Source organism: Mesorhizobium kamtschaticum, from assembly GCF_056174585.1.
This window is the reverse complement of the sequence record NZ_JBWBWI020000003.1, coordinates 341,301-364,999: the sequence shown is the minus strand read 5'-3', so window position 1 is coordinate 364,999 and position 23,699 is coordinate 341,301. Positions and strand designations below refer to the sequence as shown.

The 23,699-nt window shown below is 61.4% G+C and carries 20 protein-coding genes and 3 pseudogenes; 9 read left to right on the top strand and 14 right to left on the bottom strand.

The window, feature by feature from the left end:
• Positions 1-292: 292 nt before the first annotated feature.
• The 5 genes and pseudogenes from AC0V7N_RS40835 (at position 293) to AC0V7N_RS40815 (ending at position 4,986) form a co-directional block, all read left to right on the top strand.
• Positions 293-1,040, top strand: a pseudogene (locus AC0V7N_RS40835) (IS6 family transposase).
• A 459-nt stretch (positions 1,041-1,499) separates the two neighbouring features.
• Positions 1,500-2,345: a 3-methyl-2-oxobutanoate hydroxymethyltransferase gene (gene panB / locus AC0V7N_RS40830; RefSeq protein ID WP_496628572.1), complete on the top strand. Its 846-nt coding sequence runs from the start codon at positions 1,500-1,502 to the stop codon at positions 2,343-2,345.
• Positions 2,342-3,232 carry a pantoate--beta-alanine ligase gene (gene panC / locus AC0V7N_RS40825; RefSeq protein ID WP_496628571.1) on the top strand — a complete coding sequence of 297 codons (891 nt, stop codon included), beginning with the start codon at positions 2,342-2,344 and terminating at the stop codon, positions 3,230-3,232. Before panB ends, panC begins: the two co-directional genes overlap by 4 nt.
• Positions 3,233-3,308: 76 nt before the next feature.
• Positions 3,309-3,905, top strand: a complete 597-nt coding sequence (gene pmtA, locus AC0V7N_RS40820) for a phospholipid N-methyltransferase PmtA (RefSeq protein WP_496628570.1) — start codon at positions 3,309-3,311, stop codon at positions 3,903-3,905.
• Positions 3,906-4,782: 877 nt separating this feature from the next.
• Positions 4,783-4,986 carry a hypothetical protein gene (locus AC0V7N_RS40815; protein ID WP_258597400.1) on the top strand — a complete coding sequence of 68 codons (204 nt, stop codon included), beginning with the start codon at positions 4,783-4,785 and terminating at the stop codon, positions 4,984-4,986.
• Positions 4,987-5,051: 65 nt separating this feature from the next.
• Here AC0V7N_RS40815 and AC0V7N_RS40810 read toward each other — a convergent pair whose 3' ends face one another.
• Positions 5,052-5,252 (bottom strand): hypothetical protein, encoded by a 201-nt coding sequence (locus tag AC0V7N_RS40810; protein ID WP_496628569.1) that lies wholly within the window; start codon positions 5,250-5,252, stop codon positions 5,052-5,054.
• Positions 5,253-5,618: 366 nt separating this feature from the next.
• Positions 5,619-7,268 carry an MFS transporter gene (locus AC0V7N_RS40805; RefSeq protein ID WP_496628568.1) on the bottom strand — a complete coding sequence of 550 codons (1,650 nt, stop codon included), beginning with the start codon at positions 7,266-7,268 and terminating at the stop codon, positions 5,619-5,621.
• A gap of 89 nt (positions 7,269-7,357) precedes the next feature.
• Here AC0V7N_RS40805 and AC0V7N_RS40800 point away from each other — a divergent pair, with 89 nt between their 5' ends.
• Entirely contained in the window at positions 7,358-7,873 is a 516-nt protein-coding gene (locus AC0V7N_RS40800; RefSeq protein WP_496628567.1) for a DUF309 domain-containing protein, read from the top strand.
• A gap of 196 nt (positions 7,874-8,069) precedes the next feature.
• Here AC0V7N_RS40800 and AC0V7N_RS40795 read toward each other — a convergent pair whose 3' ends face one another.
• On the bottom strand, positions 8,070-8,516 hold the full coding sequence (locus AC0V7N_RS40795; RefSeq protein WP_496628566.1) for a hypothetical protein: 447 nt from the start codon (positions 8,514-8,516) through the stop codon (positions 8,070-8,072).
• A gap of 676 nt (positions 8,517-9,192) precedes the next feature.
• On the opposite strand from AC0V7N_RS40795, the gene AC0V7N_RS40790 reads away from it, so the two are divergent.
• Positions 9,193-9,495 carry a DUF982 domain-containing protein gene (locus AC0V7N_RS40790; RefSeq protein ID WP_258597409.1) on the top strand — a complete coding sequence of 101 codons (303 nt, stop codon included), beginning with the start codon at positions 9,193-9,195 and terminating at the stop codon, positions 9,493-9,495.
• 76 nt (positions 9,496-9,571) lie between these two features.
• Here the strand turns inward: AC0V7N_RS40790 and AC0V7N_RS40785 are convergent, their stop codons facing one another.
• A complete protein-coding gene (locus AC0V7N_RS40785; protein ID WP_496628565.1) occupies positions 9,572-11,047 on the bottom strand; it encodes a succinate-semialdehyde dehydrogenase in 1,476 nt (491 codons plus the stop codon).
• Positions 11,048-11,501: 454 nt separating this feature from the next.
• Here AC0V7N_RS40785 and AC0V7N_RS40780 point away from each other — a divergent pair, with 454 nt between their 5' ends.
• Positions 11,502-11,714 carry a cold-shock protein gene (locus AC0V7N_RS40780; protein ID WP_023749661.1) on the top strand — a complete coding sequence of 71 codons (213 nt, stop codon included), beginning with the start codon at positions 11,502-11,504 and terminating at the stop codon, positions 11,712-11,714.
• A gap of 258 nt (positions 11,715-11,972) precedes the next feature.
• Here the strand turns inward: AC0V7N_RS40780 and AC0V7N_RS40775 are convergent.
• Both AC0V7N_RS40775 and ald read right to left on the bottom strand, forming a co-directional pair.
• Positions 11,973-12,439, bottom strand: a pseudogene (locus AC0V7N_RS40775) (Ros/MucR family transcriptional regulator).
• 657 nt (positions 12,440-13,096) lie between these two features.
• Positions 13,097-14,212: an alanine dehydrogenase gene (gene ald, locus AC0V7N_RS40770; protein ID WP_258597413.1), complete on the bottom strand. Its 1,116-nt coding sequence runs from the start codon at positions 14,210-14,212 to the stop codon at positions 13,097-13,099.
• A gap of 1,063 nt (positions 14,213-15,275) precedes the next feature.
• On the opposite strand from ald, the gene AC0V7N_RS40765 reads away from it, so the two are divergent.
• Positions 15,276-15,428, top strand: coding sequence for a hypothetical protein (locus AC0V7N_RS40765; RefSeq protein WP_496628564.1), 153 nt, complete (start codon positions 15,276-15,278; stop codon positions 15,426-15,428).
• A gap of 218 nt (positions 15,429-15,646) precedes the next feature.
• On the opposite strand, the gene panD is transcribed toward AC0V7N_RS40765, so the two are convergent.
• The 8 genes and pseudogenes from panD to AC0V7N_RS40725 all read right to left on the bottom strand — a co-directional run bounded on the left by panD (position 15,647) and on the right by AC0V7N_RS40725 (position 23,687).
• Entirely contained in the window at positions 15,647-16,099 is a 453-nt protein-coding gene (panD, locus tag AC0V7N_RS40760) for an aspartate 1-decarboxylase (RefSeq protein ID WP_496628563.1), read from the bottom strand.
• Positions 16,100-16,169: 70 nt separating this feature from the next.
• A complete protein-coding gene (bioZ, locus tag AC0V7N_RS40755) occupies positions 16,170-17,153 on the bottom strand; it encodes a 3-oxopimeloyl-[acyl-carrier-protein] synthase BioZ (RefSeq protein WP_496628562.1) in 984 nt (327 codons plus the stop codon).
• Positions 17,150-18,409, bottom strand: a complete 1,260-nt coding sequence (locus AC0V7N_RS40750) for an adenosylmethionine--8-amino-7-oxononanoate transaminase (protein WP_496628561.1) — start codon at positions 18,407-18,409, stop codon at positions 17,150-17,152. The genes bioZ and AC0V7N_RS40750 overlap by 4 nt, the downstream gene beginning before the upstream one ends.
• Positions 18,409-19,044, bottom strand: coding sequence for a dethiobiotin synthase (bioD, locus tag AC0V7N_RS40745; RefSeq protein WP_496628560.1), 636 nt, complete (start codon positions 19,042-19,044; stop codon positions 18,409-18,411). Before bioD ends, AC0V7N_RS40750 begins: the two co-directional genes overlap by 1 nt.
• 11 nt (positions 19,045-19,055) lie before the next feature.
• Positions 19,056-20,195 carry an aminotransferase class I/II-fold pyridoxal phosphate-dependent enzyme gene (locus AC0V7N_RS40740; protein WP_496628559.1) on the bottom strand — a complete coding sequence of 380 codons (1,140 nt, stop codon included), beginning with the start codon at positions 20,193-20,195 and terminating at the stop codon, positions 19,056-19,058.
• A complete protein-coding gene (gene bioB / locus AC0V7N_RS40735) occupies positions 20,192-21,133 on the bottom strand; it encodes a biotin synthase BioB (protein WP_496628558.1) in 942 nt (313 codons plus the stop codon). The genes AC0V7N_RS40740 and bioB overlap by 4 nt, the downstream gene beginning before the upstream one ends.
• Before the next feature lie 157 nt (positions 21,134-21,290).
• The gene (gene nadC / locus AC0V7N_RS40730; protein WP_258598158.1) at positions 21,291-22,145 is read right to left on the bottom strand and encodes a carboxylating nicotinate-nucleotide diphosphorylase; all 855 of its coding nucleotides are present in this window, start codon (positions 22,143-22,145) and stop codon (positions 21,291-21,293) included.
• A pseudogene (locus AC0V7N_RS40725) lies at positions 22,142-23,687 on the bottom strand (L-aspartate oxidase). Before AC0V7N_RS40725 ends, nadC begins: the two are co-directional and overlap by 4 nt.
• Between the last annotated feature and the right edge of the window lie 12 nt (positions 23,688-23,699).

Here is a 23,699-nt window from a genome sequence, read left to right as displayed (position 1 = left end):
CGACAAAGTAGATGTCGCATCCACGGTGCTGATGCGCGATGAGAGTGCCTGTTGGGCGTCAGCTAGTTGGGGTCGCGCAGCCCGATGGGTTGCGGTCGGTTCTGCCCTGCGACTCTTAGCTTTGGGATGGTGCTACCGCCCCGACGGCCGGGTTGTCAAACTGCCGCGGTGCCGAGGTGATTTCGCCGTTCTGTCAAACGACCATTTAATTGCCGGTAGTTGTCGAGGATGTGTTGCAACGTTTTGATTGCCGGCGCTATGGCAAGCCTCCTTCGACATTTCGGAGGATTAGATGTTTAAGGGCCGTCGGAGCCGTCAGTTCGACCAATCAGTGATCCTTGCTTTGCGTGCGCTGGCACCTGGCCTACAATCTCAGGCTGCGTGATCTTGAGGAGATGATGGCCGAGCGGTGGATCGCCATCGACCACACGACCATTCACCGCTGGACCGTTTGTTTCGCACCGCTACTGCTCCGCGGCCGGTGGATGTATCTTTACCGCGCCATCGACAGTATCGGCGACACAGTCGATTCTGGTTCAGCTAGCAGCGTGACCTGTCCTCGGCCAAGCACTTCTTCATAAAAACGCTGGCACGTCATGGCCGGCCCGACCGCGTCGTCATCGATGGTAGCCAGACCAACCACGAGGCTATCTTTTCCGTGACATCACAAATCGCTTGCAGGGCGCGGCGTCGGCCGAAGCCGATCCGGATCCGGATCCGCAAGAGTAAATACCTGAATAACAGGATCGAACAGACCAGCGGCGCATGCGGCGCGGCAAGCGCTCGCTTCCCATCAATGGTCGGCTTCAAATCACCAGCATCAGCCGCGATCATCCTAAACGGCGTCGAAATGGTTCACATGATGCGTAAGCGACAGGCGGAGGTTCGCCTTCAATCCGGATCCATCCCTGGCGGAGCAGTTCCAAATCCTTGCCGCGACATTGGCCTCGTGTCAGACCTCTCTGCGCTCCCATTCATCCGTTGCAACAAAACCCTCACCCTTCGTCAGGCGACCATCACGGCGATCAAGACCGCTTTGACGTCGTTGCCCTTGCCTCCAGATCCGCGTGCCTGCTGCGCCTTAGCGGCCAGTGCGGAGGCGATATCGATGGTGAACGGGCATGTCCAAAGCAACCACTTTACCAGCGATGGCTAGCTCAGGCTCGAGCGCGCTCGGATGGCAAAGCATTCGCCTGCCCGATGGTGAGGACGCCTGGCTCACCTTCGTCAAGGTGGCCACACGACGGTGATCAGGTCCGCTTTCACGTGGTTGGCTTTGGCTCCCGGTCTGCCTTTGCTGGTTGGATTTGCCGATGGCCACGAACCTGGACTGGTTGGCAAAGGTGCGCCGGTTAAGCAGCTGAACCGATTTAGTTTATTTTGACGATGACTGTCGGCGCGGCATCTCGCTCGCAATCGCGAATTTAACTCTTCGCACCTGCACAAAAATGTGCCAAACGCGGCACCCATGGTTGGTAACGTTGGGGAAGGAGCCCTAGGTGAGTGCGGTTGCTAACACCAAGGCGATCACACCGCCGGATATTCGTTCCCGGAAGGGTGGAATGTCGCTGGTCTGCCTGACGGCCTATACCACGCCGATCGCAAAGCTCGTCGATCGGCATTGTGACATTGTTCTCATCGGCGACAGCGTCGGCATGGTGCTCCACGGCTTGCCGTCGACGCTGGGCGTGACTCTTGAGATGATGATCATGCACGGCCAGGCCGTGCGACGCGGCCTCGAGCACGCGCTGATGATCGTCGACATGCCGTTCGGCTCCTACGAGGAAAGCCCCGAGCAGGCCTTGCGCAATGCTGCGCGCGTCATGGCGCAAACCGGCTGCGCGGCGGTCAAGCTCGAAGGTGGCGAGGCAATGGCTGAGACGATCCGCTTCCTCGCCGCACGCGGCGTGCCGGTCATGGGCCATGTCGGCTTGACGCCACAGGCGGTCAATACCTTCGGCGGCTACCGCGTGCAGGGCAGGGGCGAGGACGGCGAGCGCATCCTGTGCGACGCGCTTGCTGTGAGCGAAGCGGGGGCATTCGCGGTGGTGCTGGAGAAGGTCCCCGAGGCGCTCGCCCGCCGGATCACCGCAGAGGTAGCGATCCCGACGATCGGTATCGGCGCCTCGGCGGTCTGTGACGGGCAGATTCTCGTCGTCGACGACATGTTGGGCATCTTCGGCGACTTCCGGCCGAAATTCGTCAAGCGCTATGCCGAACTCGGTGAGATCGCCGAGGCGGCGATTGCGGACTATGCGCAGGACGTGCGAGACCGCCGCTTTCCAACGGCCGAGCATCTGTTCGGCGATGCGCCAAGGGCGGCAAACAGTGGAGAAGGCGCATGAGCATTCCGATCGCACGAACCGTCGCCGAGTTGCGCATGGCTGTGGCCGGATGGCGTCAGAATGGCCTGAAGGTCGCTGTCGTGCCGACTATGGGTGCCTTGCATGAAGGCCATCTGAGCCTGGTGCATGCCGCGCTCGCCAAGGGCGACCGGGTTATCGTGACGCTGTTCGTCAACCCGAAACAGTTTAACAGCGCGGCCGATCTCGCGGCCTACCCGCGCACTGAGCATGACGATGCCGCCAAGCTTGCGCCGCTCGGCGCTCATCTGCTCTACGCGCCAAATGCAGCGGACGTGTATCCGGAAGGTTTCGCCACTACGATCTCGGTGAGTGGGGTGAGCAGGGGCCTGTGCGGCGCGTTCCGTTCCGGCCATTTCGACGGCGTGGCAACCGTCGTCGCCAAGCTCTTTCTCCAGACGCGTGCCGATCTCGCCTTCTTCGGCGAGAAGGATTTCCAGCAACTGCACGTCGTTCGCCGGCTCGTCCGCGATCTCGAGATTCCGATCGAGATTGTAGCATGTCCCACGGTACGTGAAGCCGACGGCCTGGCGATGTCGTCGCGCAATGTCAGGCTCTCGGCCGCACAGCGCTTGGCAGCGCCAAGGCTCGCCGAAGTCCTCTCGGCTTCGGCTGGGCGATTGTCGGCGGGATTGCCAGCCGAGCTTGTGCTTGGCGAGGCCAGGCAACTGATCCTCGCTGCCGGTTACGACGAGGTCGAGTATCTCGAGCTACGAGCAGACCATGACCTGTCGCCGCTTTCCGCCGCGGATCGACCGGCCCGCCTGATCGTCGCCGCCTGGCTGGGCGGGACGCGGCTTATCGATAATTTCGGAGTTCTGCCCTTGCAGCGCAAAGGCGAGCTGCTCGCGGCAGCCAATGCCGCATGATTGAAAATGCCGCAAGGCTTGTACAAAGGCGCCTCGGCAGAACGACCCAGACAAATAGCAGTAGCAGGGAGTGGATATGGTCTTTCGATTGAAGGAGCGCCTCGGCAGGAAGTTCGAAGAAGAAGTGCAATTCTTCAAGGGCTGGCAGAAGGACAAGAAACGAGTGGGCGCACTCATGCCAACGTCCGTTCATGCCGCGCGTCGTATGGCAAGCGTCATCAATCCGGCATCCGGATTGCCGGTGCTTGAACTTGGCGCAGGAACTGGCGTCATCACCAAGGCAATCCTGGAAAGAGGCATCAAGCCGCATCAGCTGATTTCGGTCGAATATTCCAAGGATTTCTATCAGCGCCTGACGCGAGCCTTTCCGGGCGTGGATTTTCGACTGGGCGATGCGTTTGCGCTGGGAGAAGTGCTGGCCGAACGGCGCGGGGAGCAATTCGACTGCGTGATAAGTGCGGTGCCGATGTTGAGCTTTCCAATGGAACAGCGTGTTGGCCTGCTCGAGGACCTGCTGGCCCGCATACCGGCTGGCAGACCGGTGATTCAAATCACCTACGGACCCTTGTCGCCGGTGATCAAAATGCCCGACCGCTACGTCGTGTCTCACTATGATTTCGTCGTCCGCAACATCCCGCCCGCACAGCTCTGGACTTACCGACGAGCAGTCTGACGGCGCCCGACGCGCGGGAGACCGTGGGCCTTCGCAAAATCATGCTGAAGGACACGACGGTGATCGTCACGAAATTCGCATCGATTGCGCTTTTGTAGCCGCCTCCGCTTTGCGGAAGCGGCCATGCCTTTTAGCGCACACTCATCGGCTATGCACACCGCCCTGCGGACAACAGACAGAGAAGCCACCACGGCCGCGAAAATCTCGCGATGGCGTCTCGATACCGGGACCGGCCCGCCATTTTTGGGAGGCGATTCGCGCAGGTGTCTGGCCTGGATCGTGCCATTTATCTTTGGAGCGCATCATTAGCCGTCGTCCATTCACCGGCCGAACCTCCCGATCGCCGGACCCCTGATGAAGATTCCCTCTGGAAAGTGACGTTTTCTTTGGAGCGTGACGGTCTGCGCCGTCTTGCCGTACTTGGCATGAATCTGCCATTCCCTGCCGCGAGCGGCGAAGCGTTGTCACTCTACCCTGCGATGGCCTTGGGAAATACGACAGGCGAACCACAATAGTCATGTTTAGGCTGAAGACTTTTCAGCGGACCGTGAAAAAAGGAAACGCGAGTTCTTCCGCTCCCTGTGAGGCTCCTTGAACCGCCTTGCTTTGGAGAACGGAGGTCGCTTGTCAGCCCGTTCCCGTGTCATCGGCAAACCGCCGTAACGGTCACACGGAAATTATGAAAGTGACAGAAAATGCAGCCTACAGGCGCATTCCGGTTTGCCTCAGCGAGAGCATTGTCGCGCCGTGCCGTTCAGATCGAGAGGCAATTTACGGCCATGAGATGACGTTCCCAGACAAGAAACGGGGCCTGTCTAACCATAAGCTTGAGCTCGCGCGTGATTGTCGGAAGCCGCCCAAAGCGACGCGAGTAACCATGAAACGTGTGGAAAGAGCACGGCCTTTCGTGCCGACGGAAATCCATGTCGGCACGGTCATGGACGAGAAAGGCACCTTTGGCATTCTCTCGATCCGGACAACTGAAGGCCTGCTAGACATCGCGCTGGACCGGCAAGCCGCCGACACCATCATGAAGGCGATCGGCACAATCCGCTCAAAACTGGACCCCAGGGGGAGCTAGATTCAGTCCGGCCGAGGCGGAGTAGAGACGTCTTGGCAACACCGAACGTCCAGCGGTCGGCGTGCCTAACTTGCGATGCCGTCATGACCGCCGGATGCAGGCCATACTTGTCTGTCGCCAAGCATCAAGCGATAGCCACCGACCATACAGCCTAAGACGGCTAATGCCTCGGCCGCCGAATAGAAAATCGCAAGAGGTATGGCGCGACCATTGTCCATCCGCTCGAGGCGGTAGGCGTCGCTATGCGCTTGCTGTTCGTCCACCAACGATGAATCGCTCCCCCTAAGGAAGAGCACGTTAGCCATCATTCATGACACTTCCGTGTGGAAATCGAGCAACGACACTCTGTCTGTCAAACTCGTAAGCGCCGAGTTTTCCAAGAATGCGTCTTACTGGATGCAAACCTGGGGGTCACTTCGCAAGGCCGGCGGCTGATTGCACTCGGAAAGAGCCATTTCTTCGGCGTCCGGGATCGTCGCTTGCAACTGCAGTTCATAGCGCGAGCGCTTCGTATGTTCGCGATTGGAATGCTTCACGGTCTCATGCTTGTAGGCGTTGGTTTCCAACCGTTCCCGGACCACAAGCCGGTCATGTCGCCTCGCCATTCCAGCCTTGCCAGTGCAACCCTGCGATCACAGCCGGAAGAAAAATCGCGTCGATTGATCCCGCTTGCGGGTTGCCCCGGTCGGTCGTTCAATCGAAAGCTTGGTATGAGGCGGAATTCCCATATTCAATTCGAGCAGATGTTGGTCCAACTCCTTGTCCGCGGTCGTCAGGCGATGGTTCAGGCGCAGATAGTCCATCCACGTCGGCGTGCGGAAGGTTTCTGTCCAAAGCGACGGATCCTGAAGATCGCGCTGGAGGTTCCAGTGCCGTGCACCGACGCGGCTTTGCACTCTCCGTCGTTCCTGCATCCGGTCCAGGAAAGCTTCGACGTTTGCCTCCGGTATTGAGTACTCGATCTTGACGACGATCGGCCCGCTTCTCGGCTTCAGGTCGAGAGCGAGCTGTGGCGTTTCGAAGCCAAAAGGATCCTGATCAGAGTCTTGCCATTGACGGATAGGCATCAGAAAGCCGGTGGCCGCGACCATTATTAGCGCGCCAGCGGAAACCTCGAGTGCCAAGGTAAGCGAATAGGTCTCAGCCACTGAGCCCCACAGCCAACTGCCGGCCGCGATACCGCCAGACGAAAGGGCATAGTGGATCGAGAGCGTGCGACCGACGACCCACCTTGGGCTTGCCAATTGAACACTCACGTCGAGCCCCGTCCAGGTGACGACCCAGCCCGCGCCGCCGAGCGCCAGCGCAACAGCCGCCACTACCACTGAGGAAGTCAGAGCAAGAGATAGACAACAGGCCGCACAGGCAATGCATGCCAGTGTTGTCAGCCGCTCCTGGGACAGCGACCGCCTCAAGACATTGTTGCAAATGCCGACACACAAGGCGCCCGTCCCGAAGCCGGCCATCAGGACACCATAAACGATTGGGCCTCCCCCCAGTTGATCGCGGGCAACGAGAGGCAGGAGCGCGAGGATGGAGATGCTGGTCAGGCCAAAGAGCGCTCCACGCGCGATGGCCGCCTTGATCTCCGCCGACAGGGCCGTGAAGCGCGCTCCGTCATGGATGGCAGTGGTCAATGGTTCACGCGGGAGAGGTGAGGCGCGAACATCCCATTTGCGGCGCCCTATGGTCCAGAGCAGCGCTAGATAGGTCAGGGTCGCCACAGCGAAAGCTGTCAGTGGTCCAAACGAGGCAACGATGATGCCACCGAGCGCCGGGCCGACGCTTCGAATGGCGTTGTATCCAACCGAGATGAGCGTGACCGCGGCTGGGACTTCGCGTTTTCGCAAGATATCGCCCACCGACGCGTGCCAGGCGGGATCAGTGAAAGCGGCGCCCGCTCCGGCCAAACAGCTGAAAGCGAGAACCATCCATGGATTGAAAATCCCGAGCGCCGCAAGAACAGTCAGCATCGCCGAGGATAACGCTATCGCGCACCAGCCGGCGAACATGAGATTGCGGCGGCTGTAGTTGTCAGCCAGGGCCCCGGCGAAGATCGACAGGACGAATACGGGCAGTGTGGTCGAAGCCTGCACAAGGGCGACCATCACGTCCGAGGTCGAAATGGTCGCCATCAGCCAACTGATGGCAACAGTTTGAATCAGCCAGCCAAGGCTGGCGACCTGTGTGGCAAGCCAGATCGATCGAAAGGTCGCATTCTCGAGCGGCGCAAATGTCGCCGACGAAGCCGGACTCGCATCTTCGCGCGCCACCCTGCTCATTGGGTTGAGCCCTCCCTCGGTCTACCGGTCGTGTTAGAGGTGCCCTCCCGGCGCACGTGCCCATGGAGGAATGTCCCCATGAGCGCATTTTGTCGGCGCAGCACAAGATATTTCTTTACCGCTGGCACTCTGGCGCAAGCGATTACTTCATCTGGAATTGCCACCAACGCGGTTTCATGATTGCTGGGCCTATGTCACGTCCTCGCTTGCTGCCCGAAAAGAATTTCCCGGGCTACGCGTACCTGCCTGGCAAATATCCGCATCCGGTTCGTAACCCCTTGGGTCACAGTTATCGAAGCGACGTCGTGACCGTTGCTGGCGTCGAGGGGCCGCTCAGCTCAAACGTGTTCCGATGGGGCATCGACCTTTTCAACCACGGCTATTACTGGGAAGCTCATGAGGCTTGGGAGCCGCTATGGCATGCTGCGAAACAAAGCGCCCAGCATCGCCATTTCTTCAAGGGATTGATCCTGCTGGCAGCGGCCGGGGTAAAGATCCGTGAGGGAAAGCGGGTCGCTGCCGCGCGCCATGCGGCAAGGGCTGGAGCGCTTTTCGTCAGCTGGCGCTTCTGCCGAGCCGACTCTTTGAGGCCGCAATCGGAATGACACCCGCCGCGCTCGCGGTAGAGGCCGAAGCGGCCACAACTTTTCCGACTGTTTTGCGAGATCCGACACATGGCCAGCTGCCTGAGCCCGTTTTTGATTTCATTCTAACACCCAAATCCGAGAGCGGCTGACAGGGCGGCTCTTCGTTACTTTGACACGCTGCCGGATTGTCATGAATGGTCTGACAAGGGCAGATTCAATCTGGAGCGGTCGACCTGCCGCTAGGCCCGGCTCTGACGGAGCACCCAAGGCAGGCGCCGCTTCCATCGTTGGCCTCGCGGCAAGGGAACATCTTCTGCCACCGCTTTAACTTGCGGGTTCGTCTGCCTCCAGTATGTGCGATCGATGCTTCCGGCATCGGCGCTTCCTCAACCGCCAGCGGCTTAGAAAGCGCTCCATCGGACACGGTCACGTCGTTGGCGTCGGACACCGCTTCACCGGGGGTTGGCACGGGCTGAGCACGAGCATCTTCGGGAAAAGTCGGCGGCGGCGTCGCTTTGGCGATCGCACCTTCCGTCTTCGCTTCCGCGACTTCGTTCGCGATGGCAGCGAGGTCGATGCCGCCCCAGACCGACTGGGGCCGCTTCAGGAGCCCACGCTTCTGTTTGATCTCGACGACAAAGGGTCGCTGCGGCTGCCTCATGGTGATCTCGCGGACTTAGGGGAGTTGCGAGTGTCCTCTAGGCGGAGCGTACGCTTTCGTCCACCCGCCGCCACGCATTCTCCAAAGTTTTTCGGAGACTTTGCCGCCGTCCAAGCCATGACGAAAGCTGCTCACCGCCGACGCCTGGGGGTACGCTCCCGATCTCTTGTCCTGCTGTCAGCATGATCGTCATGACGATCATTTCACCCACGCAGTCGCCATTGCTGGGCCTATCGCAAAGCCGCAGGAGATTCAGGATGCAATGAAGTTGAGGACCGCTCCTATCCATGCTCCGATGTTGCCTAGTGCATCGGACGCGTCCAACTGGAATCGGTCACGAGCGATCGATTCATGCTGTTGATCGACAGCAGCGCGGTAAGCAGGCTAGAGCGGCCGACCGTCGGCAACGCTTTGAGCTGGCGGCCGGCTGTCAGTCCAGTTGGAGGTCTCGGATGAGCCCGTGCGACGACACACTGCCAGGACAACACAGCCCCACAAAGCCGGGTCATCGCATCCTCATTGCGAGGTTCTGGAGCCGCGGCAGGTTTAGCCTACCAAAGCCCCTGCTTTCCTCTTGAACCGTCATTGCCCTGACAACACATTCTGCAATCGTCGGCGGGTGTCGATGAAGCGCCTGTTCACGCGGACCAGTCGTTCAGTAGGTCGGGAGGAACCAATGAACATTGATGCTTTCAGCAGCCCAGTTTTCGTGAAGCGTGCAACCTACATCGTGCAGGAGATTGCCAGCCTTGCGGACGCTATCGATTTCCTCAATGACTGGCCAGAAGATCGCAGAGACCTGATCCACGAAGCCGCCATCAAGGCCTGCTATGATGCATACGATGGGCGAAAACCCGTAAGCGCAGCACGCAATGCCTTTTTCGGCTTTGCGAAACGGGCAGCCATATTGGAAGATGCAATTTCCGCCATGCAATGGCTCGCTGCCTGCAAGTCCGGCCGTGGAAAAGTGCCGGTATAGGCATCTGGCACGGGCATGGTTCACATGTTCCGAAATCGCTTGCGTCGGCCGCTCCGCGATTTCGCAAGCAGAGGCCTCAGATGCCGCCCATGCAGAGATATTTCATTTCAAGGTAATCCTCGAGCCCGTGACGGGAACCCTCCCGCCCGATGCCGGACTGCTTCATCCCGCCGAAGGGTGCCGCTTCCGATGACATGCGTCCCGTGTTGATGCCCACCATGCCATATTCCAAGGCCTCGGCCACACGCCAGACACGCTGCAAGTTCGAGGCATAGAAGTAGGCGGCCAGACCGTAGATCGTGTCATTTGCCTCGTGCACGACCTGATCCGGATCGTCAAAGCGAATGGTGGGGGCCAGCGGTCCGAATGTCTCCTCCTGCGCAATCGTCATCTCGCTGGAGACTTGAGTGAGGACCGTCGGTTGGAAGAATGTGCCGTCCTTGCCAATGCGTTCGCCTCCGCAGCGAATTGTGCCGCCTTTAGCGACGGCATCGGCGATATGCGATTGGATCTTGGTGAGCGCATGCCTATCGATCAGCGGGCCGATGGCGACACCAGGATCGAAACCGTCCCCGACCTGAAGCTGGCGAACCCGCTCCACGAATTTGTCGACAAATTCGTCGTGAACGCCCGACTGGACGTAAAGCCGGTTCGCGGAAACGCAGGTCTGGCCGGCGTTGCGGAACTTGGCCTGGATCGCACCGTCGACGGCCGCATCGACGTTTGCATCGTCGAAGACGATGAAAGGCGCATTGCCGCCCAGCTCAAGGCTGACCTTCTTGATCTGGTCCGAGCACCGGCGCATGAGCAGTCGCCCAACCTCGGTCGAGCCGGTGAAGCTGATCTTACGGACCCTGGGGTTTGTGCAGAGTTCACGGCCGACGGCATCGCCGTCAGACGCGTAGATCAGGTTGACCACGCCTTCGGGAAAGCCAGCCTCATGCGCAAGGGCAAACATTGCAGCGGCAACGAGCGGCGTCTGTTCAGCCGGTTTCAGCACGATTGTGCAGCCCGCCGCCAAGGCCGGCGAGATCTTGCGCGCCACCATTGAGGCCGGGAAATTCCATGGCGTAATGGTGCCGACGACGCCGATCGGCTGCTTGATCACCAGCAAGCGACGGTCCGTCGATGGCGCGGAGATAGTCTCGCCATAGATGCGGTTGGCCTCTTCGGCGTACCATTGCAGGTACGCCGCCGCATGCGACACTTCCGACTTGGCCTCGGCAAGGGGCTTACCCATCTCAGCGGTCAATATCGCAGCAAGGTCATCGGCGTGGTCGATAATCAGCTGATGCCAGCGCCACAGAACGTCGCTGCGTTCACGGGCCGTCAATGCCGCCCATCCAGGCTGCGCGATATAGGCCTTGTCGATCGCGGCGCGCGTCTCCTCGACGCCCATGTCCGGAAGCTCTGCCAGCACTTCACCCGTCGATGGGTTGAGGACCTTAAACGTGCACTCACTGACTGGTTTGCCAAGCGCCGGCAGGCGGTCAAGGCTACCAAACAGGTCAGGAGATTTGAGGTGGCGGATCAAAGGCGGGAGCAGCGGCAACGTCGATTCCTTAAAGGCTCTTGGCCTGTCCGGCCGGGTGGACATCTACTGCGCACGTGTGGCTTTTGCAAAGGACCACCTCTCACGAAAAGTCGTGCGTCCCTTGGCCGGGTGAACCTGCCGCGGGGAAGGCTGACGGCGAGCTTCCGTCCAACCCGGCGAGGCCCGAACCCGTTCTATACCGGCTTCGTCCCCGACGGTAAGGTGATCGCTTGGAGCAAATGGGGCCGATTGTAGCCCGTCCGTCTCGGCTATCGAATCGGGGCCGTAAAGCGTGTCGCTGTGAGCCTCTACCGGCGGACGCTGGACGGTCCATGAGGAGTTGCCGCCGCCGGTCAAAACCGGGGCTTGCAAATTTCTCGTTTTTGCTGCGCCGAACGCAGAAGTTTCGGTTATGAATCGGGACTGGCCTGAGGGCCTGCCCAAATTGCAATTGTTACAAAGGAAAACGCATATGGCGACTGGAACGGTAAAATGGTTCAACAGCACTAAGGGATTTGGATTTATCCAACCCGACAATGGCGGTCAGGATGTTTTTGTCCACATTTCCGCCGTTGAACGAGCGGGTCTCTCGACCCTCGCCGATGGCCAGAAGATCAACTATGAAATCGAACAGGACCGCCGCACCGGCAAGTCCTCGGCTGGCAGCCTCAGCAAAGCTGGCTGAATCTTTTTTCCCCTGGCTCCTTAAAAGCGGATGGATACGATGGGTCCAGGGTGGTCTGACGCCGCGTGATAAGAGCGGCGAGCACAGGGCTCGACTGGATGGCTTGAGCAGCGGAATGCTGCAGCCCGCGCGAATTGTTGGGGAAGCCAAGCTGCTTGAATGGGAAAGGCGGGGTAGATCCCCGCCTTTTCATATTCCGGACAGATGCAGATTGTGCCAATGGCAACTGCGCCCCGGAACAAAGCTCGATTGCTGAAATCAAGCTGCGACCTTCTTGCGGGTCCGCTTCGCCGGCGCGGGCGTTTCCGGCTCTTTCGGTTTGCGGCCGAGTCCCATCGTCTTGGCCAATGCCGAGCGCGTAGCGGCGTAATTCGGCGCGACCATGGGATAATCCGCCGGCAGAGCCCATTTTGCCCGATACTCGTCCGGCGTCAGCCCATAGTGGGTCGACAGATGGCGCTTTAGCGATTTGAATTTCTTCCGTCCTCAAGGCAGATTATGTAATCCGGTGTTAGCGACTTCCTAATCGATACAGCAGGCTTGAGAGCCTCCGGTTCTTCTGCGGAAACGCTGGCGCCGGCCGTGCCTTTGAGTGCCGCGTGCACTTGGCCAATCAGGGCAGGAAGTTCACCCACCGGGACCGGATTGTTGGCGACATAGGCTGAGACGACATCGGCGGTGAGCTCGATGAGGACGTTGATGTTGTTGTCGGCTTCTTCTGTCACGAAAAACCCCGGGTGGCTTGAAAGACAGTCGGCGAAGTGTCGCTACATAGTGGCGCTTGCTGCTGAAAGCAATAAAGCTCCAGCAAGACTTTTGCGATGCTCATCCTGCGCTGCGGCTAATAGCGACGCCATCCCGCCGTCGTGCGCGTACTGATCCGACCGCTGTTGGCGTATCCATGCTGGATGTGGCATGAGGAAGCGATCCTGAACTGAAACGCTGCCAAGCCTGTTCTCGATCTCTTCTATTCTGAAGATCGGAATCGATCATTCGGAGAATTCCGGTCCGGCACGCTCGACGATGGCTACCCCCGCGAGGAGAGCTGGCCGCATGTAATCCAGTAGAATCGGACTTGCCGGTGGGGCGGGTGTACTCCTGTTCCTCTGCGACGATCTGGTCGAGACCGGGAACGATTGCACCGGGCACCCGGGGGCACCAAAAGCGCGTGCTCACGGGGAGGGCCCCTGGTACTCAGTCGCATCAGGAAAAGCCGGGGGACTTCGGCTGCGCGTTCAGCTTCATCGTCGACCAGCGTTTCGCCCCGACGAGCTGCACCGCGACAGGAAAGGGAGGGGAAGACGCCTCTGGCCAATCCTCGCCAAAAAAAGCCCGCCGGAACGAACCGGCGGGCGAGACGGGAGGAAACTCTTTTGGTGAAATCAGGCTGCGAGAACGGCTTTCGGCTCAACCAGTTCGTAGCCGAGCGCTTCGGCGACCGCGCGGTTGGTGATCTTGCCCTTGTGGACGTTGAGGCCGTTGCGCAAATGGTGGTCGTCGACCAAAGCCTTCAGGCCCTTGTCGGCGAGCTGTAGCCCATAATGAAGCGTCGCGTTGTTGAGCGCGTGCGCCGACGTGACCGGCACCGCGCCGGGCATGTTGGCGACGCAGTAATGGATGACACCGTCGACTTCGTAAGTCGGGTCAGCATGGGTGGTGGCATGCGAGGTCTCAAAACAGCCACCCTGGTCGATGGCGACGTCGACCAGCACGGCGCCCTTCTTCATGCCGGACAGCATTTCGCGCGAAACCAACTTGGGTGCCGCGGCACCCGGAATGAGCACGGCGCCGACGACGATGTCGGCCGAAAAACATTCTTCTTCTAGCGCTTCGACGGTCGAATAGCGGGTGTGGACGCGGCCGGCAAAGAGGTCGTCGAGTTGGCGCAGGCGCGGGATGGAGCGGTCGATGATGGTGACGTCGGCGCCAAGACCGGCCGCCATCCTGGCGGCATGCAGGCCGACGACGCCGCCGCCAAGCACGGTGACCTTGCCAGGCAGCACGCCGGGTACGCCGCCGAGCAGCACGCCGCGGCCGCCATTGGCCTTCTGCAGCGCGGTGGCACCGGCCTGGATCGACAGGCGGCCGGCGACTTCCGACATCGGCGCGAGCAGCGGCAGGCCGCCGCGGTCGTCGGTCACGGTCTCGTAGGCGATCGCCGTGACGCCGGAAGCCAGCAGGCCCTTGGTCTGCTCCGGATCCGGAGCGAGATGGAGATAGGTGTAGAGGATCTGGCCGTCGCGCAGCTGTACCCATTCGTTGGGCTGCGGCTCCTTGACCTTGACGATCATGTCGGACTTGGCAAACACGTCCGCGGCCGTCTTGGCGATGGTGGCGCCGGCGGCGCGGTAGGCGTTGTCGTCGGCGCCGATGCCGGCACCGGCGCCGGTCTCGACCAGCACTTCATGGCCATGGGCGACATATTCGCGGACCGAGCCGGGCGTGAGGCCGACGCGGTATTCGTGATTCTTGATTTCTCGGGGGCAGCCGACGCGCATCTTTTTATCTCCTGATCCGGCCCTTTTGGGCTCGTTCCCTGTCTAAACCCAGTGAACCATGGAATCGGCGCGCAGGTGTTTGCGAATACGCTTGCGCGAGAGGGTGCGCTTCGATAATCGTTGCGCAAAATGGCCAATTAGTCGCAGGAATCACGAAAAATGCCACTCGACAGGATTGATATCGCCATTCTCGGCTTTACAGACGGATGGGGGGAACGAACGATGCTCGCCGGATTCAGTCCGGCTTGAACCAGTGCTCTGGACTGCTTGACAAAACGAGTGGGCGATCGTGACGCGCTGCTGCAAAAACCACGGCTTGCCGACGATGTCCTGCTGCCCACCGGTCGCGACCTGTTTGCAGCGCAGCCATTAGATTGACTGAAGCACCGCCACTGTTGGCCGGCTGCATCCATCTGCAGCTTCTCCGCGCCAGCGTTTCACAACCGAAAAACCCGCCACTCTTGAGGGCAAGAGCGGCGGGCTTTTTGCAGAGCTACTCGAACTGAATACGCGTTCCCATCCACATTAGCCGCGGATAATTAAGGCCGCATTAACATGCAAAATTCGGGCATCTAAATCGATCCGAATGCAAGATGCGGCGGGCTCGGAGGTTCCGGGCCGAAATCGCTGCCCCCGTCCAATCCATAAAGCGTCAGCTATCAGATAATCTGCGCTTGACGTTACGTAAGGTACCGTGTTTTTCGCTTTGCGAGGAACGACTTCCAGTCTCGGTCCAGGGCGACCAAATGAGGGGCATCGATGGTGGCTGGCGAACCAAACGACGTGCGCGTCAAACGCGCCGGTGGGGGATGGGTCGTTCATATTGTTGAGGACGGCAAACTGACAATTCTTCGGTTCAAGACACAGTCTCCCGCCGAAAATTCCGCCGATGACCAACGAGCCAGGCTCGGCCTTGCTGGCAAGCCACCGATTGACGAACGCTGATATCTACACCGGATCTGTGGAGAGGTCGGATGGCTGGTGAGCCTTTGGTACCGGCGGGAGAAACACATCGCCGAAGGGCCATTTCAACGCTACTTGCGGCCGCCGGCTGACCACATTTATGGCGATGGTTGGCACCGCTGCCGATGCGGAAGACGACTATGTGGCCTGCTTGATCGACACGGCGGCAAAGATCATGAAAAGCCAGGTCGTCAAGGATCCGGCCGCGGCGCTAGAAAAGCAGCAAGAATTTGCAAGCCGCCACCGCAAGTAACCTGAGACGGGGTCAAACACGCAAAATCACATTAGAGTCACCCAGCACCATGGAGACGCGGGACATTGCGCCATCTCACGAAAACCCGCTGTGGCGAAAGGCGAGCGGGCCTCCTCCTTTCGAAGCTGGAATGTCACAGCACCGCGAGGCTTAGGACCTCTCTTCAGTGCTGGGCGAGTTGCAACGGGGCGGAGAGGCTCGCACATCTGGAGTTGAAGTCACGCCCCGGAGACCAGGGCAGGAATGGCCAAAGCCTCATTCGCCTCATCAAAGATCGAGAAACTGTAACGGCCGTCCGCGTCAAGATCGACGGAGTAGCTCAGGCGGTCGAGTATGTGGTTGTCCTGGTCGAACGTAACGATCCGCGGCTTCACCGAGGTAATGTGCGCTTCGTCCAGATAGATGGAGCTGCAGACAATGATCTGGTCGTCGGGCTGGCAGGTGCGGGCAGCCGCTCCATTTAGAACACAGCATCGTGAGCCGCGCTCGCCGAGAATGACATAGGTCGAAATCCGCGCACCGGAATTCTTGTTCCATATCTCCACGAATTCCATCGGTAGGATCCCGGCTTCTTCGCAGTGGTCAGGGTCGAGCGTAATCGGACCATGGTAGTTGAGGTTTGCTTCGGTGACGTAAATGCCGTGCAGTTTGCCGGCGATTATTTTTCGCATTGGTTCTGTTGTCCCTATCGATCATACACGGTCAGGTTCTTGCCGTCCTCTTGGCGGCTCGGTCGCCCCGCTAAACTCCGACGACGAGCGCGCCGCCGCTGAGGCCCGCCCCTGCGGCTGCCAGCAGGATTTTCTCGCCCGGCCGAAACGGCTCCATCTGATGGGTTAGCGACAGGGATAGCGGGATCGTCGCGGCGGAAGAGTTGCCGTAGTCGGCGATCGTCTTGACGATTGCTTGATCCGCTATGCCGAGGTTTCTCCCGACCGCATCGAAAATGCGGGCATTGGCCTGGTGCGGCACGAACCGATCGATGTCCTGCGGCTGCAACTGGGCAGCAGTGAGCGCGTCCTTTGAACATGCAGTCATCATCTCGACGGCCTTGGCGAACACTTCGCGGCCATCGCTCATCGTCATCCGGGTTTGCCCAAGGTCGAGCTCGCCATGGAACGGGATGTTGCTTCCGCCTGCCGGGATATGGATCAGCCCGTAGCGCGAGCCGTCGGAATCGACCGAGGCACCGAGAATGCCGTGATCGGCATCCTCGCAGGGACCAATCACCACGGCGCCGGCGGCATCGGCGAACAGGACTGAGCTCGCGCGCTCGGCCGGATTGATGCGACGGCTGAGGATATTGGCGGCGATGACCAGCGCTGGTTTGCCATGCAGGCGGGTGAACCCGTTGGCGAACATCAGCGCATAGATGAAACCGGCGCAGGCGCCGGTTAGATCGACCGCGCCTGCGCGGCCAATGCCGAGCTTGTGCGCGACCAGAGGTGCGCTGGGCGGCAGGAGGTGATCGGGCGTCGAGGTGGCAAGCAACAGCAGACCGATGTCGCCGCGGTCAATACCGGCATTCGCCAGCGCCATTTCTCCGGCCTGCGTGGCAAGACCAGACAGCGTGTCTTCGTCCGTTGCCCAGAAACGGGAGCGGATTCCGGTACGCCTTTCGATCCAGCCCAGTTCGAGGCCGAGACTGCTCTCGATCTCGGCATTCGCCACTTTGCGCCCAGGCGCGTGATGGCCAAATCCGAGAATGCGCGACGACCTGCTCATGGTCTCGAACCGAAGCGTTCGCCGGCCTCCTCAATGGCGTCATAGAGCCCGTCCAATTCGTCGCCGGTGATGCAATAGGGCGGCAGGAGATAGAGGACGTTGCCGAGCGGGCGCACGAGCATGCCGCGCTCGAGGAAAAAGGCGCGCAGTTTTGGCCCGATCTCGGCGAGATAACCTGCGGAACCGGTTCGGAGGTCGAGCGCTGCGATCGTTCCTGTGCCGCGGCAGTCGGTGAAGAACGGATTGTCGCGGAAGCGCCGAAGCCCGGCGGCCTGCCTCGCGCTCAAGGCCGCGATCCGTTCGGCCACCGGCTCGTCGTGCCAGATCTCGACATTGGCGAGAGCCGCCGCGCAGGCAATCGGATTGGCGGTATAGGAACTCGAATGAAAGAAGGTCTTCTTCCGATCCTCGGAATAATGGGCCTGGAAGATGGCATCGGTGGCGAGCGTGGCCGCCAGCGGGATGGCGCCACCGGTCAGGCCCTTCGAGGTGCACAATATGTCCGGAGAGATTGACGCCTGCTCGCAGGCGAACATGGTTCCGGTGCGCCCCCAGCCGGTCATCACTTCGTCGGCGATCAGCAGCGTGCCGGAGGCCTCAGTGATCTTCTTCAATTCGGCCAGAACCCAGGCCGGATACATCAGCATGCCGCCGGCGCCAAGCACCAGCGGCTCGACGATCAGCGCGGCGGCGCGTTGGTCGCGGCTCACGGCCTCGAAACGATCCAGCGTCTCTTGTTCGCGTCCCGCGGCCGGGAAGGGGATGGTGTCGACCTCGAACAGCAAGGGTTCGTAGGCGGCGTTGAACACGCCGCGGGCGCCTACGCTCATCGTGCCAATGGTGTCGCCATGATAGCTGTGCTCCATGACGACGATGCGCGAGCGCGGCGCGGCGATGTTGCGGAAATACCCGAGCGCCATCTTCAGCGCGACTTCGACGGAGGTCGAGCCGCTGTCGGAATAGAACACCCAGTCGAGTCCGGACGGAGCGAGGCCGACAAGCGCCTTGGCCAGACGTTCGGCCGGTTCGTGCGTGAAGCCGGCGAAGATGATCTGGTCGAGGCTCGACGCGGTCGTCTCGATGGCCTTCATGATGCGGGGATGGCGGTGGCCATGCGTGACGACCCACCAAGAGGAAATCGCGTCCAGGATGCGCGCGCCATCGGCCTTGTGGAGATAGGCGCCCTCGGTCAGGACGATTTCTGGGATCGCCGGCTCGAGCGCGTGCTGTGTGAAGGGATGCCAGACATGCGACATCAGTCATCTCCCGTATTCGAGGCGAAGGCGAAGCCGGCAATCATTGCGTCTCTCAGCGTTTTGTCCGTCAGCGGAACGAGGTGCGGTAGCCTGCCGAGCTGCGGCGCACCGCTGAATTCCACGATTGTCCGTTGCGTATCGGCCATCTCATCGCCGATGAAGGCGATGCCGGCCAGCGGGATGGAGCGGGCGCGCAGCGCCTCGATCGACAGCAGCGTGTGGTTGATGGTGCCGAGCGTGGTGCGGGCGCATAGAATGACCGGCAGCCGCCATTCAGCGAATATGTCGATGAACCTTGTCTTCCGGTTGAGCGGCACCATCAGGCCGCCCGCGCCCTCGATCACCAGCGGCGCCGGCAGGACCGGAAATGAAAGATCGGCAGCCTTGATCGATATGCCGTCGATCTCGGCCGAACGGTGCGGCGACAGCGGGCTCTTCAAGCGGTAGGCTTCCGGCAGCACGCGCCCCGGCGGCAGGCCGGCGAGCCGCGTGACCACCTCGCTGTCCGTCTCGTCGTCGAGGCCCGATTGAACCGGCTTCCAGTAGAAACCGTCGAGCAGGCCGGCGAGCCCGGCCGCAAATACGGTCTTGCCAATTCCGGTATCGGTTCCGGTGATGACGATACGTTGGGTCATGCCGCCTCCGGTCATGTTTGGGCCAACACCTCGACGAGCGCCTCGACCATTTCGGAAATCTCGACTTCGTGGACGTTGAGCGTCAGCGAAATGCGCAGGCGCGACGTGCCCTCGGGCACCGTCGGCGGGCGGATGCCGCGGATGTCGAAGCCGCGGGCCCGCAGTGCCGCCGCCACCGCCATGGTGCGCCCGACGTCGCCGATGACGAAGGGCTGGATCTGCGAACCGCTGGGCGCTACGCCGCAGCGCTCGGCCAATTGGCGGCCCGCGAAGGCAACGCGCTCCTGCAACTGGACACGGCGTTGGGGCTCATCGGACAGCATGGCAATCGCCTCGCGCACTGCCACTGCCATCAGAGGCGATGGCGCGGTGGAATAGATGAATGGCCGGCAGCGGTTGACGAGATAGTCGCACAGCAGTCCCGGCCCGGTGACCAGTGCGCCGGACGCGCCGAGCGCCTTGCCGCAAGTATGGAGCGCAATGATGTTGTCGCGACCCTCGAATACGGCGGCCAGCCCCCGGCCGTCCGGTCCCCAGACGCCTGTGGCATGCGCTTCGTCGACGACGAGGAATGCCTCGTGCCGATCGGCAAGCGCGACGAGGCTCTCCATCGGCGCGCGGTCACCATCCATGCTGTAAAGGCTTTCGACCGCGATCCAGACGCGCCCCGTGCCGCCTTCGGCGCGCCAGCGCGTGATAGCATCCTCGAAAGCATCGACGTCGTTATGCGCGGCGAGCTTGAACTCAGCACGTCCTGCCCGCGCGCCCTCATGCATGCTGGCGTGGGCGAGCTCGTCCAGGATCAAAAGGTCGCCCCTCTGCGGCAACGCGGTCAGCAGAGCGAAGTTGGCGATGTAACCGCTGCCGAAGAACAGTGCGCGGTCGGCCCCGAAGAACGCCGCCGCGTCTGCCTCCAGTTGCTCATGCTCCGGTGCATTGCCGCGCAACAGCCGCGACCCGGTGGCGCCAACCGGCGTGCCCCGCGCGATCGCCGCCGCAACCGCGCCGCCAAGCCTCCTCGATGCGGCAAGCCCGAGATAGTCGTTCGACGAGAAGTCGAGCCCGGCGCGCGGCGCAAGCGTGCGCAGCCGGTCCCTGCGCGCCAGCCCTTGCAAGGTCGCGTCATAGCGGGCAAGCGGCGCCCCGTTCATTGCGCCTCGAGTTCCATCGGCTCGATGCCGAGGCGTCGGAAGAGTAAAAGATCCTTGTCCTCGCCGGGATTGTCCGCCGTCAGCAGTGTGTCCCCGACGAAGATTGAATTGGCGCCGGCAAAGAAGCACAGCGCCTGCATCTCGTCGGTCATGGCGGTGCGGCCGGCCGAAAGTCGCACATGCGATTTCGGCATCATGATGCGCGCCAGCGCGATCACGCGCACGAATTCGATCGGCTCGATCGGCCTGGCTTCGGCAAGCGGGGTCCCGGCGATCGGGATAAGCATGTTGATCGGAACGCTTTGCGGATGCTCCGGCAGATTGGCCAGCGTCAACAGCATGTCGATGCGGTCCACCGGCTCTTCGCCCATGCCGACAATGCCGCCACAGCAGACCTTGATGCCGGCTTGGCGCACCTGCTCGAGCGTCTCCAGCCGATCGGCAAAGCTGCGCGTGCTGATGATCTCGCTGTAGTAGCGTTCCGACGTATCGATGTTGTGGTTGTAATAGTCGAGACCCGCTTGTTTCAGACGAGCGGTCTGCTCAAGATCGAGCATGCCGAGCGTCATGCAGGTCTCCATGCCCAGCGCCTTGACGCCTTCGACCATCGCCACCACCGCATCCATGTCGCGCGCCTTGGGATTTCGCCAGGCCGCGCCCATGCAATAGCGGGTGGCGCCGGCATCGCGCGCCTTGGTCGCCTCGGCGATGACGCGGTCGACCTCCATCAGCTTCGACGCCTTCAACCCGGTTTCGTGATGCGCCGACTGGCTGCAATAGCCGCAATCCTCCGGGCATCCGCCGGTCTTGATGCTGAGAAGCCGGCTGAGCTGGACCTTGTTGGGATCGAAATTCTCGCGGTGGACGGTTTGCGCGAGGAAGAGGAGATTGTTGAAGGGAGCGTCGTGAACAGCCCGAGCCTTCTCCAGGGTCCACATCCCGCCATCGTTGCATTGCGCCTGTGGCATTGTCTTCGTCGAATTCGATGCGTGCATCCCTGTCCTGTTCCCTGGGTTCCGGCGTTACGGCTTCTTTGCTGGCGGATTGACGGCGACTGGAAGGCTTATCGGCCCGCTGCCGTCCGTTTGTAGTCGATCATGAGTCCCGATAATCAAGGCCGATATCCAGGATCGGCGCGCTGTGGGTTAGCCAGCCGATGGAGATCATATCGACGCCGGTCGCGGCGACTGCTGGCGCCGCGGCGGCGGTGATACTGCCCGATGCTTCGGTGATGCATCGACCGGCGACCATCGATACCGCATGGCGCAATTCCTCGACCGACATGTTGTCGAGGAGCACAGCGTCGGGGGCGAGAGCCAGGACATCTTCCAGCTGGGCCAGCGTATCGACTTCGACCTCGATCTTGACGAGATGGCCGACACTCGCACGCGCTCGTTCAATGGCCGGGCGGATTCCTCCGGCCATGGCGATATGGTTGTCCTTGATCAGGATGGCGTCGTCGAGGCCGAAACGGTGATTGGCGCCGCCACCAGCGCGCACCGCGTATTTTTCGACTGCCCGCAAACCGGGCGTCGTCTTGCGGGTGCAGACGATTTTCGCCTTGTGGTCGTGGATGGCATTGACGATCGATGCCGTCGCCGTGGCGATGCCGCTCAGATGGCTGAGGAAATTAAGCGCGGTGCGTTCGGCGGTGAGAATGGCTCCAGCCGGCCCGCTCACCGACGCTATGGTCTGTCCTTGCGCCACCTCGCCGCCGTCCGGGCACTCAAGCGTACTCTCGATCCTCTCATCGATCAGCCTGAAAGCGAGCATCGCCAGATCGAGCCCCGCGACAACTCCACTCTGTCGTGCCGAAAGCACGGTCGTTGCCCGAAGGTCCTTCGGAACGATGGCGTCGGTCGTCAGATCACCGGCCCGGCCGAGATCTTCCAGAAGCGCTGCCCGCACCAGGGGCTCGAGCATGATTGCGGGAAGCGGCGAGAGGTTCATGGCTCGACCTCTTCAAGCGTTGACGAACATGCGAGTTCGTCGGCTGTCGCTAAGGCTTCGTCAAGCCTGAGCCTGGAGCGGCGGGCGGTGGCAGCACGATCGGGAAAGTCCGTGCGGTGGTGAGCGCCGCGGCTTTCCTGGCGCAGCAAGGCGGCAACCGCGATCATCAGTCCCACTGCGGCGGGATCGGACGCCGCATTGTGGCGTCTGGCCAGCGGAAGCAATGTCCGAACGGCCTCGCGCAACATCTCGCCATCACGCTTCACGCCAAGGGTGCGTGAGAGGAGGGGGCGCAAGGAGACTGAATCGGGCGCCGGAATTTCCCATGCCGTCGATCGCGTTCTGCGACCGATCGGAGCTCCCGCCACGCTTTCAGCGACCCAGCGCGCGCATACGATTGCCTCGGTCAGCGAGTTGCTGGCAAGCCTGTTGGCGCCATGCAGTCCGGTCGAAGCGACTTCGCCGCAAGCCCACAGTCCGGCAACGGAGGTACGGCCGTCCTGATCCACTGCGACACCGCCCATATGGTAATGCTGGGCCGGCCGTATGGGTATGAGGTCGCGTCCCGGGTCGATGCCGGCGCCCCGGCAAGCTGATGCGATCGTTGGAAACTGCCGCGCGAATGTCGGGCCGGGTTTTTCGCGTCCATCGAGAAGAGACGCGATGACCGTTCAAAAGATGCTTCGAGATGGCGCGGGCCACGACGTCGCGCGGGGCGAGTTCCGCGTCATGCAAGTCTTCGAGGAAGCGCCGGCCGGTTTCATCGACAATCGTCGCGCCTTCGCCGCGAACCGCCTCGCTGATCAGCGTCATGGGGCGGTCCGGTCCGTCGAGAGCGGTCGGGTGGAACTGGATGAACTCGATATCGGCAAGGACAGCACCGGCACGCGCCGCAAGTGCCAGGCCCTGTCCGCAACTGCCCAAAGGATTGGTGGTATCGAAAAACAGGCCGCCGATCCCACCGGTCGCGAGGACGACACGTCCGGTACCCAGGAACACAGGGCTCGTCGAACAGCTTGCCCAAACGCCCCGGATCGTATTGTCCTCCACCGCCAGCCGCCGCGCCTCAACGCCCTCGACGACCACAATCGACGCAGTGGAACGCACGGCTTCGACCAGCGCGCGCATGATCTCCTGCCCACTGCCGTCGCCGCCGGCATGAACGATGCGCCGGCGGCTGTGCGCGGCCTCCAATCCCAGGCGCAGTGCTCCTTCAGGCGTCCGATCGAAGCGGACCCCAAGGGTCGCCAGGGTCGCAATCGCGTTAGGAGCCGCATGGAGGATGCGGCTGGCGATTTCCGCGTCGCACAGCCCGTCGCCGGCGGCGAGCGTGTCGGCGAGATGCAGTGCCGGATCATCGTCGACGCCAAGGCTGGCAGCCAGGCCGCCCTGTGCCCACGTGCTCGATGCGTCGGTTCCAAGCGGTGTCCTGGACAGAAGAAGCACGGGTTCCGGCGCCAGATGAAGCGCGGTCAACAATCCGGCAATGCCGCCGCCAATGATGATGGGCCGGCCAAAGAAGCTGCGCACATCCGCGCTCACTGGTGCACCTTT

What these genes read in the sequence shown, in the direction of transcription:
- AC0V7N_RS40790 (WP_258597409.1), top strand. Translation starts at nt 9,193, where the DNA reads ATGAACATTGATGCTTTCAGCAGCCCAGTTTTCGTGAAGCGTGCAACC.
- panD (WP_496628563.1), bottom strand. Translation starts at nt 16,099, where the DNA reads ATGCGAAAAATAATCGCCGGCAAACTGCACGGCATTTACGTCACCGAA.
- bioD (WP_496628560.1), bottom strand. Translation starts at nt 19,044, where the DNA reads ATGACCCAACGTATCGTCATCACCGGAACCGATACCGGAATTGGCAAG.
- nadC (WP_258598158.1), bottom strand. Translation starts at nt 22,145, where the DNA reads ATGAACCTCTCGCCGCTTCCCGCAATCATGCTCGAGCCCCTGGTGCGG.
- AC0V7N_RS40795 (WP_496628566.1), bottom strand. Translation starts at nt 8,516, where the DNA reads ATGAGGCAGCCGCAGCGACCCTTTGTCGTCGAGATCAAACAGAAGCGT.
- AC0V7N_RS40765 (WP_496628564.1), top strand. Translation starts at nt 15,276, where the DNA reads ATGGCGATGGTTGGCACCGCTGCCGATGCGGAAGACGACTATGTGGCC.
- AC0V7N_RS40815 (WP_258597400.1), top strand. Translation starts at nt 4,783, where the DNA reads ATGAAACGTGTGGAAAGAGCACGGCCTTTCGTGCCGACGGAAATCCAT.
- ald (WP_258597413.1), bottom strand. Translation starts at nt 14,212, where the DNA reads ATGCGCGTCGGCTGCCCCCGAGAAATCAAGAATCACGAATACCGCGTC.
- AC0V7N_RS40750 (WP_496628561.1), bottom strand. Translation starts at nt 18,409, where the DNA reads ATGTCGCATGTCTGGCATCCCTTCACACAGCACGCGCTCGAGCCGGCG.
- pmtA (WP_496628570.1), top strand. Translation starts at nt 3,309, where the DNA reads ATGGTCTTTCGATTGAAGGAGCGCCTCGGCAGGAAGTTCGAAGAAGAA.
- bioB (WP_496628558.1), bottom strand. Translation starts at nt 21,133, where the DNA reads ATGTGGACCCTGGAGAAGGCTCGGGCTGTTCACGACGCTCCCTTCAAC.
- AC0V7N_RS40805 (WP_496628568.1), bottom strand. Translation starts at nt 7,268, where the DNA reads ATGAGCAGGGTGGCGCGCGAAGATGCGAGTCCGGCTTCGTCGGCGACA.
- AC0V7N_RS40740 (WP_496628559.1), bottom strand. Translation starts at nt 20,195, where the DNA reads ATGAACGGGGCGCCGCTTGCCCGCTATGACGCGACCTTGCAAGGGCTG.
- panC (WP_496628571.1), top strand. Translation starts at nt 2,342, where the DNA reads ATGAGCATTCCGATCGCACGAACCGTCGCCGAGTTGCGCATGGCTGTG.
- AC0V7N_RS40780 (WP_023749661.1), top strand. Translation starts at nt 11,502, where the DNA reads ATGGCGACTGGAACGGTAAAATGGTTCAACAGCACTAAGGGATTTGGA.
- bioZ (WP_496628562.1), bottom strand. Translation starts at nt 17,153, where the DNA reads ATGAGCAGGTCGTCGCGCATTCTCGGATTTGGCCATCACGCGCCTGGG.